The following is a 13,208-nucleotide window of genomic DNA, read 5'->3' as shown; positions in this document are numbered from 1 at the left end:
GCATTACTCGGTCGAGCCGCCTTCGCCTCAGCTGCTACGCCGAATGGTCGGACCCCGAATGGTCGGACCCCGAATGGTCGAACCCCGATAGGTCGGACCCCGAATGGTCGAACCCCGAATGGTCGGACCCCGAATGGTCGGACCCCGATAGGTCGGACCCCGAATGGTCGGCCCCGCGAATGGTCGGCCCCCTGTGCCGTCTCTTGGTCGTAATCTTCGTACGCACAAGGCTTTCAGCTTCTCGCGACGAATCCTTGTGAGAAATGCGGGCTAAACTTGGGGTTCATTTATAAATGTTAGGAAAGGGAACCATGAACCGTTCCACCTTGGACCATATCCTCGAAAGCCGCTGCACCGCCCACCCTGAGCAAACCGCGTTTCAGTTTCTCGAGGGCGGCGAACGACCCGGACTCAGCCTCACCTACGCGGCGTTACACGCACGTGCGGCGACCTTGGCCGCCAAACTCGAGGCACACGCCCAACCCGGCGACCGCGCCCTCTTGGCCTTGGAACCCTCGCTCGATTTTGTGGTCGCCTTTTTTGCCTGTTGTTTGTCCGGCCTCGTCGCCGTCCCGGTACAACCGCCGCGCCGTGCCGGCCGCGACGATTTTTTTAGCGGGATCGTGCGCGATTGCGCCGCGACCCTGGTCCTAACCCAACACCATCTGGTGCCGCGGCTACGCAACCGTTCCGCCGGCTTGGCGACCCGTGTCTTGGCCGTGAATGGTGAATGGGCGCTTGGCGCCAGGCCGCGTTTTGGCGGATGCCGCCCTGGAGATACCGCATTGCTCCAATACACCTCGGGTTCGACGGCCGCACCCAAGGGCGTGATCGTCAGCCATGCCAATCTGGCCGCCAACTTCGCCCTGCTCGCACGGGGTTGGCAAATGCCGGCAGAATCCAGTCGCATCGTCTCTTGGCTGCCAACTTTCCACGACATGGGTTTGATCTTCGGCGTGCTTTTTCCCGTTTACGCCGGCTGGACCTGCTACCAAATGGCGCCCGCCGCATTTCTAGCCAAGCCACTTCGCTGGTTGCGGGCGCTTTCCGACTACCGCGGCACCCACTCGGCCGCGCCCAACTTCGCCTACGACTTCTGTGTCGACCGCATCAGCCCCGAAGACCGCGCCGGCCTCGACCTGAGCAGCTGGCAGATGACCTTTAACGGCGCCGAACCCGTGCGCGCGTCAACCGTCACCCGCTTTTGCGAAACCTATGCGCCCCATGGCTTCCGCGCCGAGGCCATGTGCCCCGGGTACGGCCTAGCCGAGGCCACGCTGAAAGTGAGTGCCGCCCACGCCGACACCCAGCCGTTCATGCCCTCATTCGACGCCGCCGCGCTAGAACAGGGGCGCGCCTTGCCGGCGCAACCCGGTCGGGAATCCGCGGCGCTGGTCGCCTGCGGTCACATCGATCCCGCCTGCCCCGTGAGCATCCACGACCCCGAATCCGGTGCCTTGCTGCCGGACAACCACATCGGTGAAATCCGAATTCGCGGCGAATCCCTGTGCGCGGGTTATTGGGGTTTACCCCATTTGGGCCCCATCGCCGGCGCCCTGCACAGCGGCGACCTGGGTTTTGTTCGCGACGGCCGGCTGTTTGTGACCGGGCGCCTCAAGGACATGCTCATTGTGCGCGGTCGCAACCTGTATCCCCAGGATGTGGAACAGCGGGTCGCCGCCTTACCCGATCTGGTCGCCAACCGCATCGTCGCTTTTGCAAGCCGACACAAGGACGCCGACCGCTTGGTCGTCGCCGCCGAACTGACACGGGCCGCCTACCGTCGCGCCGATTGGGCGACCACGGTGCGGGCGGTAAGCCGAACCCTGACGACCCTGGAGATCCCGTTGGCCGCCGTGCTGTTGTTGCGACCGGGCGGCATGCCGCTGACCAGTAGCGGAAAATTGCGTCGGGGATTTCTGCGCCGGGAATTTGCGCAAAACCGGCTCGGCGACCGCCTTGCAAACCCGGGCGCGATCACCCCGCCGCCGGCGCCCTACGCGGCACCGCGCGGCAACGGCGAACAAGGCCTCGCCGCCTTGTGGGAACAGGTGTTGGACCATGCCCCCATCGGTCGTGACGACAACTTCCTGGACTTGGGTGGTGATTCCTTGCGCGCGGCGACCCTAAGCGAAGCCGTCGGCCAACACTTTGGCATCACCCTTTCCCCGGCGCAGTTTTTTCAAACGCCGACCATCGCCGAATGTGCCGTTTTTCTAAAAAACCAAAAACCAAGTCCGCTTCAGGCACCCAAGCCACCCATGAGAACATGGGACCAAGACCGGCCCGCGCCGCCTACCGCCGCCCAACGAAGGCTGTGGTTCCAAGAGCAAGCCTTCGCCCGCGACAACGGCGGCGATCCCTCGCCCTACCACCTCCACACCGTTTTGGAACTCGAAGGCGATCTGGACGGCGACGCCCTCGCCCGTGCCTGGGATTGGGTTTGTCAACGGCACCCGGGCACACGCACCCATTTTCCTACCATCGCGGGTCAGCCCATGCAAGTCGTGCGCAAGGAATCCCGCTGCCGTTTGCACCGCCACGACCTGCGCTCCTTGGGTGAGCCGGAGCGCACCTACCACATCGCCGCCTTGCGTGAAAAACGATGGTCCACGCCGTTTGATCTGAGCCGCGATCCACTGATCCGCCTCGATTTGATCACCCTCGCAACCCGACGCCGGCTGCTACTGCTCGCGATGCACCACATCGTCGCCGACGGCACCGCCGTGAGGGTGTTGTTAAACGATTGGGCCGAGGCCTACGAAAGCCTCACCGCCGCGGGCACTTTTCCCGACAAACCCGCCGCAACCCATGCCGCCGCCTATGCAGCTTGGGAACTGGAGCAAAGCGAAACTGCCGCCTATCAACAGGGCCTGGCCTATTGGCGCCGGCAGTTGGCGGACGCGCCTGCCGAACACAACCTGCCTGTCAAACCCCACGAGCCCGTCTCGGGACGGCCCGGCCGCCTAGACATCCACCTCGACGCCCATTTATCGGCCGCCCTGCACGACCTCGGCCGCCGCAACAAGGCCACGCCTTTTATGGTGTTGCTCACCGGGTTTGCCCTGTGGCTTCATCGTTTGAGCGATGATCAAACGATTTTGATCGGTAGTCCGGCCGCACCAACGGCGGCCCCGCCGGATCTGGTCGGCTGCGTGGTGAATACCCTGGTCTTGCGCTGTGATTTAAGCGGTCGGCCCAGTTTTGCCGACGTGCTGTCCCGTCTGCGCGACACCGTGCTTGAAGCGACCGCGCACAACAGGATCCCTTTCGACGCCGTCTTGCAAGCCGCCGCTGTCGAACGCCTGCCGGGACGTCACCCGCTGTTCCAAATCATGTTTTCCCTGCGCGAATTCGAGCCCAGCGCCTTGCGATTGCCAGGTATCGCCGTGCGCGAACAGGACCATCCGCCCGCGGCCACCCCCTTCCCGTTGAGCCTTGAATTCGAACGCAACGGGGACGGCTACCACGGCCGGTTGGAATACGACCGTACCCGCTTCGACGACGCCTTCCCGCGCGCCGCCGCGCCTTGCCTGGTCCAACTGCTGCGCGCCGCCTGCGACGATGACGGACGCACCGCCGTCACCGCGTTGCCCTTGTGGCCCGCGGCCGATCCGCGTTTCCGCTTTGGCGGCTCGGCCGCCCCACCGCCCATAAGCGATGCGCCCGCCTACCGGCGGATTGAGGCCTGGGCCGCCCGTCGTCCCCAGGCCGAGGCGTTGCGTTTTGTCGCGGACGGCGGCCGACCCGAGCACGCCGTGGTTTGGACCTACGCACATCTCAACCAAGCGGCCAACCGGCTTGCCCACGCTTTAAACGCGCGGGGCGTCGGTCAAGAACAGGTCGTCGCCCTGGCCTTGCCACGCGACCCAGGGATGATTGTCGCGATCTTGGCCGTCCACAAGGCGGGTGCCGCCTTTTTATCGCTGGACTTGGCCGCGCCCCTCGATTACCGCGCCGACATCCTTAACAACGGGCCGGTCGCCTGTATTTTGACCACCGCAAACCTCGCCGGATCGCTTCCCGCGGGCTTTCCCGTTTTTGATGTCGCCGATGTGTCCTCGAGCTCGTGCGACAACCTTCCCGCCACACCCAACCCAGCCGCCGCCGCGTACATCATCAGCACCTCCGGCTCGCGGGGAAAACCCAAAAATGTGGTCACCGACCACGCCGCCCTCGCCCACCACAGCACCTACCCCATTGAAACCTACCGGCTGACACCCGATGACCGCTGTTTGTGTTTTGCGTCCTTCGCCTACGACGCTGTTTTGGAAGAAATCTTCCCCGCCCTGACGGCCGGCGCCACCCTGGTCCTGCGCGGCGAGGATTTGTGGCGACCCAGCGACTTTTTCGCCGTGTGCCGCGCCCAACAGATCACGATTATCGGCAACCTGACCACCAGTTATTGGCAGGAGCTGGTGCGTTATCTGGAAAACGCTTCAGCGCAAGAAGACCGCGCGTGTCGCTTCCGTGCCGTGAATGTCGGCGGCGAAACCATGACCCCCGCCTGGGTCGCGGCCTGGTTCCGCCACGCCCCACCCCATGCCGCTTTGTACAACGGTTACGGCCCAACCGAGGCCACCATCGCCGCCACCCTGCACCGCGTCGTGCCCGGCGACGCCGCCCGCGCCGTCGTGCCCATCGGCCGCCCCCTGCCGGGCCGATTTGCCGTGGTGCTCGACGCCGCCGGCGAACCCCGTGCGCCCGGCGTCCCCGGCGAACTCTGGTTGGGCGGGCATGGCTTGGCACGTGGCTACCAGCGGCGACCGGCACGTACCGCCGACGCCTTCCGACCCGATCCCTTCTCCGGCCAAGCCGGCGCCCGGCTTTACCGAACCGGCGACCGCGCCGCCTACCGGCTTGAACCCGACGGGCGGTTGACGCTTGATTTCCTCGGCCGCGACGACCAACAGTTCAAGCTGCGCGGTTTCCGCATCGAGGGTACGGCCGTGGCTGCCGCGTTAGGTCGCCTCCCGAGCGTCGCCACCGCCGAGGTCATTCTCGGAAGCGATGAGGAACCCCCGCAACTCATCGCCTTCGTGGTCCCGCGCCAGACACCCGCCGACCCCGACCCGTTTCGCGAAGCCCTGCGCGCCGCGCTCGCCGCCGCGTTACCACCCTTTATGGTGCCCAACCGGTTTCTGTTGTTGGACGCGCTACCCACCACCGTCGCCGGCAAACGCGATCATCGCGCGCTCCTCGCCTTGCTTGCCGCCGAGGCGCCTAGCAACCACGAGACAGCGGTGATTTCCCAAGATCCGCGTTTTGCCGTGCTACACGAGATTTGGTGTGACCTGTTACAAAAAGAACGCATCGACCCCCACGACAACTTCTTCGCGGCCGGGGGCGATTCGATCATGATGCTCCAGGTCACCACCCTCGCCGCCCGCCGCGGCATCGACATCACGCCGTCACAGATGCTCGCCAACCAAACCTTGGCGGCGCTGGGCGCCGTTGCCGGCCTTTGCGGCAGCGTGCAGCCGCAAAGGCCGGCCTTGCCCGAGGTCGCGCCGCGACTCACGCCCATTCAAAACTGGTTTTTCGCCCAACACTTCCCAGAACCCAAGCATTACGCCATGGGCCTTGCGGTCCAAATCGCCGATGATTGCGATGTCGGCATGCTGCGCCGCGCCTTGTTCCGCGTGCTGCAAAACCACGACGTCTTTCAGCACCGCTTCACCGAAGCACCCACCGTGGCATCCGTGCCGCTCGATCTCGCGGCCCATGGCGACACCCTCTTTGCCCTTCACCAGGGAAAAGAAACCCTCGCCACCGTTGCCCGCGAACTTGCCGCGGCCATGGACATCGGGCAACCACCCCTGTTGCGCGTCCGTTTGTTTGCAAACGACAAGGGTCCCGACACCCTGTTGCTGGTCGCCCATCATCTGATCATCGACGCCGTTACCTTGCGGTTGTTGTTGGCGGAATGGGCCGCCGTCTACCGCGACATCGCGGCCGGTCGCCCGCCGCAACTCGAGGCTACCGGCGATGCCTTTAACCATTGGTCCCACCACATCGCCACTCGCGCCGAGGACATCGGCGAACCCGCCCAAAGCACCGCACGGCGTTTGGTGCAAGCCGCGCCGGAACACCATCCCGTCGAAGGTTTGCTCGGTCACCATCCCGGTTGCAGCGGCGACGCGCAACGGTTGCGGTGCCGGTTCGATGGCGAAACCACCCACGTGCTTCTCCAAGACGCGCCCCGCATCAACGACCGCTTGCTCACCGCGCTGGCCTTGGCCTTAGTCCCCCAAGGTTCAGCGTTTAACCTGCTTGTCGATTATGAGGACCACGGGCGTCGTGGTGATGAAAGCGCACCCGACGTCGCCGCCACCGCCGGCTGGTTCACCAACGTTTTTCCCCTGTTGTTGCCCGTCGCGGCCGGGGAAGGCCGCCAACGGCGTCGCGACACCTTGGCGGCGGTCCGACAAAGCCGCCGCGCCGTCCCCAACCAAGGTCGTGACCTCGGCCTCAATGCGCCCAAGCTCGACCTTCCAAAAACCCCGCTGTTGTTTAACTTTCTCGGCGTCCTCGACGCCGCCCTGCCCGCGCCCTTTATCGCCCTCGAGGTCCACCATGATCTGGACCTGATCGGGCCGAACAATCCGCGCGCGCACCTCCTCGAGATCGACGCCGTCATCGTCGCCGGCAACCTTCAAGTGAATTGGACCTATCCGCGCGGAACCGACCACAACACCGCGATCCGCGACCTTAGCGACCGCTTCCAAAACCAACTGCGCCGGCTGCTCAACGACACGGAACTTGCCGGCGAGACAGCACCCGAAATCCTGCCCACCACCCCGCTTCAGCGCGGCCTTTTATTCGAAACCCGCCGTTCCGAAAACCCGGAACCCTACTTCGAACAGGTGTGCCTCGCGCTTCACGACTCCGTCGACACCGACCTGTTCCGCCGAGCTTGGTCCCAGGTCACCAACCGTCACCCCGCCCTGCGCGCCGCCTTCGTCGCCGATGAAACCGGTACCTTCCAACAGGTAATCCCACCCGAGGTCGCCCTGCCTTGGCGGGAACAACGGCTTCCCGAGAACACACCCGGCGCGCTTGAAGCAGCCCTCGCCGCCGACCGGCAAAGCGGGTTCGCCTTCGACACCGCGCCCCTCATGCGCTGCACCATCCTCCACGGTGCACGGCGTTGGTTCGTCTGGAGCAGCCACCACCTCGTGCTCGACGGTTGGTCCGGCCAACAGGTGCTCGACGAGGTGGGTCAAAGCTACCGCGCCCTGCAACAGAACCGCGCGCCCAACCTGCCGGCGGCGCCGTCCTGGTCGGACTACGTCGCCTGGATCAACCAACCCCCCGGCGAAGCCGCGCGAAGGTATTGGCAAAACCAACTTTCCGGGTTGGCCGAAACCACCATCGCCCCCGCCGCCGAACACGACGCCCCCACCGCCGGATTCGAAAGCCAAGGCGCCGGGCATGGAGCCGCCACCTTCGCGCTCACCGGCGCCGAAACCCGCGCGTTACACGATTTCGCCCGCCGCGCCCACATCCCGCTGAACACCCTGGTGCAAGCAGCCTGGGCCCTGGTTAACGCCGCCTACACCGGGGACCGCGTCTGCTTCGGCGTCACCCTTTCCGGGCGCCGCGCCCCCCTCCGCGACATCGACCGGATCGTCGGTACGCTGATCCAATCCGTGCCCGCCTGCTTCGACATTCCCGGTGAGGGCGATCTTGTTGCGTGGTTGCAAAGCCTCCCCGCGCAACAGGATCAACGCGAAACCTTCGGCAACGTACCGCTCGCCACCCTAAAAAGCTGGGCCGGCGTGGCACCCGGTAAACCCTTGTTCGAAAGCCTGCTGGTGTTTGAAAATTACCCCGTCACCAACGACCTCGACGACCTGGGTTTCCAAGCCGACAGTCTCCTACTCCATGAGGCCACCCATTACCCGCTGACCCTGGTCGTCGCCGAACAAAACAGCCGCCTGGAGGCGCGTTTCCTCTACCATCGCGACCGCTACGGTCACGATGCCGTCGTGCGCTTGTTCGACCACTGGCGCGACATGCTTAACGCGATCATCGACACGCCGGAACGCGTGCCCGCCGCGCTGATCGGCCCCGCCAAACGCGAACACACGCTTCTGTTCCAACAACCCGCCCAACCCGTCCCCGCCGAACCAGGCGACCTCCTCGTCCCCATCCAGCGCCACGCCGGCTCGGAACAAGCCGCCGTCATCTGGAACGAACACCGTCTTTCCTACCGCGCCCTAGAACAACACGCGGAAGCCCTGGCCGACCACCTCGACCACCAAGGCGTGCGCGCCGGCCAGGTCGTTGGTTTGTGTCTGCAACCCTCACCCGCCACCGCCGTGGCCGTGCTGGCGGTCCTCAAGGTCGGTGCCGCCTACGTCGGCCTCGATCCGGTTTACCCGCTCCCCCGCCGCCGTTTGATCGCCGCCGAGGCCCGCGTGGTGCTTGCACTTCGCCACGCCGATACCGACCCCGGCTTCGACGGGCCCAGCCTCGAACTGGACCACCTCGGCCGTTGCTCCGCCCAACCAACCCCACCACCGCGCCGCTCCCCACTGATCCACGGCGACCTGCCCGCCTACCTGGTATTCACCTCCGGCTCCACCGGCCAACCCAAAGGCGTCGCCGTCAGCCGCCGCCTGCTCGCCAACCTCATCGCTTGGCATGGGCGCCTAAGCAACGGCCCCAAAAACACGCTCCTCTTCTCCCCGCTGAGTTTCGACGTCTCCTTCGAGGAGATGTTCACGGCCTGGCACGGGGGCGCGGCCCTGGTGATTCCCAACCCACGCCAACACCAAACCCCCACCTTGCTTTACGACCTCATCCTGCGGCACCGGGTCGCACGGGTGATGTTGCCTTTTGTCATGTTGGAACAACTGATCCTGGCCGCGCCGGAGCAACCCCACGCGGACGACGTTTTGGCCGAAATCATTTCCACCGGCGAACCGCTGCGCATCAACGAACGCCTGCGACGTTGGTTCAACGCGCGACCCAAGGCACGCCTGTTCAACTTCTACGGCCCCTCCGAAACCCACGTCGTCACCGCCCACGCCCTCCCCGCCGAGCCGGCCCAATGGCCCGCCATGCCGCCCATCGGTCACCCCATCAACGGCATTCAGGCCCTCATCCTCGATGAACGCTTGCGCCCCGTGCCTTACGGCGTCGCCGGCGAGCTCTGCGTCACCGCCACCGGTGGTGGTTACGCCGGCAACCCCGCCGCCACCGCCGCGCGTTTTGTACCCAATCCCTTCAGCACCACACCCGGCACGCGTCTCTACCGCACCGGTGACCGCGCCAAACGATTGCCCAACGGGAACATCCAAATGCTGGGCCGCTTGGATCGCCAGGTCAAAATCAACGGGTTCCGAGTGGAGCCCGACGCCCTCGAAGCGATGCTGGCCAGGGATCCACGCGTCGCCGAATCCGCCGTCAGGGTCGTGCGCAATGCTGACCGTGCCCATCTCGAAGCCTTCGTGTCCCTCAACGACGGCATGGACGACGCCGACGTGGACGCCGCCCCCAACCTCGCCCATCCCGCCTTGGACGACATTCGCGCAAGGCTGGCCGAGCAGGTCCCCGCCGCCGTGGTGCCGCGCCGGTTCGCCGTCCTGCCGACGCTTCCCAAAACAACCAGCGGCAAACGCAACCGCCTTGCCTTGCCGCGTTTAGCATCACCAACCGAAACCAACAACAACGCGAGCAGGCCGCCGCAAACCCCACGGGAACGCCTTTTGGCCGATTTGTTCAGCGAGGTGTTGGGCCGAGCCGTTACCGACATCGACCTGGACTTTTTCGCCGCCGGCGGCGATTCCCTCGCCGCGATGCGCGCCGTGACCCGACTGCGTACCATCGGCCGTGTCACCCTCTCTTTACGCGACTTCTTCGCCGCCCCGAGCGTGCGACGTTTGGCGACCTCACTGGACAACCAACGCCAAGAAGACAAAACCGCAAGCCTCGCCAAGATCGTCAGCGATCCCGAATCCGCGCCGCTTTCGTTCGAACAACAGCGCTTTTGGTTCCACCACCAACTGGCCGACAATGACCGCGCTCGCACCGCCTTGAACATGTCGTTCCGCCTGGAAGCCGTCGGCCCGCTCGACATCAGCCTCCTGCGCACCGCGCTGCAACGCCTCTGCGATCAACAGGAAAGCCTGCGCACGCGATTCATTGAAACCGAGGACGGCCCCCGCCAACACGTGCTTCACCACCACGAGCCCATCCTCGCGTTCTCCGACTTAAGCGCATTCGAAGAAACTGATCGCAACAACAAAATCGAGACATTGGCCGCCAAAGAAAGCGCCACCGTCTTCGACCCGGCCCAAACCCCGCCGTGGCGCTGTCACCTCATCCAACGGGACCCCCGCCATGCCACCCTCTTGATCACCCTGCACCACCTCATTTGCGACGGCCGTTCACTGGACCTTTTCCTGCACGGCCTGACCCAAGCCGCGGCGGCCCCCACGACCAAACCAAAACACCCCTACCGCGATTTCGCCACCTGGCAGCGCCGCCAACGCGCCACTCCCACCGCCCGCGGGCGCCTGCAAAGCTGGTGCGACCGACTCCGACCCGCCTTAGCCGTCCCAGCGCCACCCGCGGACCGTCCCGGCGGAAGCGCCGCGGGTTACCGCGGCGGCACCCTCACCGTCCCGCTCGCCCAAGCCAACACCGCCGCCTGGCGCAAGGTCGCCCAACAACACGGCGTCACCCCGTTCACCTTGTTTCTCGCCGGCTGGGCGCTGGTCCTCTCCCGATTCAGTGACCAGGACGACATCGTCATCGGTACCCCGACCGGGTTCCGCCACCACCCCGCCTTCGAACCCGTCATCGGCCTGTTCCTCAACCCGCTGCCCCTGCACATCCGCGTCCCGCATCCCGCGCGTTATGCCGCCACCCTGCTCGAACAGGTCCACCAAACCGTGCTCACCGCGCTCGACCACCAGGACATCCCCTTCGAACAGGTCGTCGCCCGCCTCCAACCGGAACGCACCCTCGACCATCACCCCTTGTTCCAAGTCTTGTTCAATTACCACCAGGTCGCGGATACCCAACTCACATTGGGCGATTGCCGGCTCACCGCGGCGGCCAACAACAACGACACCGCCAAGCTCCCACTGACCATGGAAGTGCTCCACCACGATGATCGCTACCTCCTCCAACTCGGCTACAACGCCGACTGGTACGACGCGGAGACGGCCCTGCTCCTGGCCAATCACTACGCGGCGGTTTTGGCCGATCCCGAGGCATGGCACCAACCCATCCACCGCCTCGGCCAACCCCAACCCCAGCCGAAACCGATCCCAACAAGCCAAGCACCACCTGTCGCAACCATCCTGGCCAAACGCCTCCGCGAACAACCCACGGCAATCGCCGTCCAAATGGGCGACAGCCAACTCAGCCGCGCCGAACTCGAACAACACGCCAATCGTCTGCGAAACGACCCGGCCTTCTCACGGTTACGCGGCGAACAGGTCGTCGCCATCTGGATGCAACGCGGCCCCGCCCAAATCATCGCACTCACCGCCGCGCTGCTCCACGGCGTGCCTTTTCTCTTTCTCGACCCGGACCAACCACCGGCGCGACAGCAAACCCTGATCCAAAGCGCCGACGTCCAACTTTTGCTCACCGAGCCAAACACCCAAAGCACCGCAACACATACCGCGCCGGATATGCCCCACATCAACCTGCCGGAGACCACGGACCCATGGTGGCAAACCCAAACCGAACAACAACCACCGGTCGTCCCGGAACCCAGCCGGCTCGCCTACCTCATCGCCACCTCCGGCTCAACCGGAACACCAAAAAACGTGGCCGTCCCCCAAGCCGCCTTGGCGCATTATATGGAATGGGCCATTGCGACCTACGCGCTAACCAGCGAGCACCCGATCCCCTATTTCGGCTCACCGGCCTTCGACGCCACCCTGCTCACCCTGATCGCCCCACTCCTCGCCGGCACGCCCATCGCGATCCACCCCTCGGGCCAAGACCTAGCCGCGCTTTTCCCGCCGGACCGAAGCAAGCACTACAGCATGCTAAAAACCTCGCCCGCCTTACTGACCTTGCTGCAAAAAGAACTGCCCCCGCAAACCTGGGCCCATCTCCCCGTCGACACCCTCGTCTGCGGCGGCGAACCGCTCGAACCGCGCCACCTCGCGGGCCTCGACCCCACCAACATCCGCATCTTCAACCAATACGGCCCCAGCGAAGCCACCATCGCCTGCACCACCCACCGCGTCACCACGCCAACCGCCCCGCTCCCCATCGGCAGCGCCGTCTCGGGCAGCCGGCTCAGCGTGCGCGACCGCCACGGCTACCGACAACCCCGTGGTTTCGCGGGCGAACTTTGGATCGCGGGCAAGCAGCTCGCACGGGGCTACCACCAAAACCCGGCACAAACCGCTACCCAATTCGTCCCTGACCCAGAAGCAGAAGCGCCGGGCGCTCGCGCCTACCGAAGCGGCGACCGCGTCCGCACCAAAACGGACAACCCGGACCCATTCCTGTTCCTGGGCAGAATCGACCGCCAATTCAAACTACGCGGTTACCGCATCGAGCCGGCCCAGATCGAAGGCTACCTAAATGAAATCCAAGGGATCGAGGAAGCGGTCGTCGCCACCGTCCAACACGGCCCGGACGACACCCGCCTCACCGCCTGGCTACGCCCAAAAACCATGGGTATCAACGCGGAAACCATCCGCCAAAGCCTACGCCAAAAACTCCCGCCCTACCTGATCCCCAACCCGATCATCGAAGTAACCGAAATCCCACGCACCGCTTCGGGCAAAATCAACCGAGCCGCGCTACCCAAATCCGCAAAAACCAACCCGACAGCAAGGTCAAGCACCCCGGAAGAGAAACAAATCGCAACCCTGTTCGCGGAAACACTCGGCCTCGCCGAGGTCGACGCAACCGACCACTTCTTCCACTTGGGCGGCCACTCCCTACTGGCCACCCAGCTCATGGCCAAACTCCGCCACCACTACGGTCTAAACCTACCCCTCCGCCTCATCTTCCAAGAACCCACGGTCGCTGGCTTGGCGCAACGCATTCAACAAATTCACAGGGCAAGCAGCGGGTTATCCCATCAACCCCAAACCCTGAATGAAATTTCCATAGATCTCTAAATAACCGATCATCCGCCCAAAAGCGACAAAAAACATAAAGTTGACACAAGCAAAAAAAAAGATTCCTCTCAGCCACCTCAGTTCCCAAAAACAAGCTAC

1 protein-coding gene is annotated in these 13,208 nt (G+C 64.7%); it reads left to right on the top strand.

Features of this window, described 5'->3' with window-relative positions:
• The first annotated feature begins 311 nt into the window (after positions 1-311).
• Entirely contained in the window at positions 312-13,109 is a 12,798-nt protein-coding gene (locus J3U88_RS24490; protein ID WP_207861631.1) for a non-ribosomal peptide synthetase, read from the top strand.
• The last annotated feature ends 99 nt before the right edge of the window (positions 13,110-13,208 follow it).

It is taken from the genome of Acanthopleuribacter pedis (genome assembly GCF_017377855.1).
Taxonomy (GTDB): domain Bacteria; phylum Acidobacteriota; class Holophagae; order Acanthopleuribacterales; family Acanthopleuribacteraceae; genus Acanthopleuribacter; species Acanthopleuribacter pedis.
The sequence above is the reverse complement of the archived record's forward strand: the minus strand, read 5'-3'. Positions and strand labels throughout refer to the sequence as shown.

Coding starts and splice junctions, on each gene's coding strand:
- J3U88_RS24490 (WP_207861631.1), top strand. CDS start 312: ATGAACCGTTCCACCTTGGACCATATCCTCGAAAGCCGCTGCACCGCC.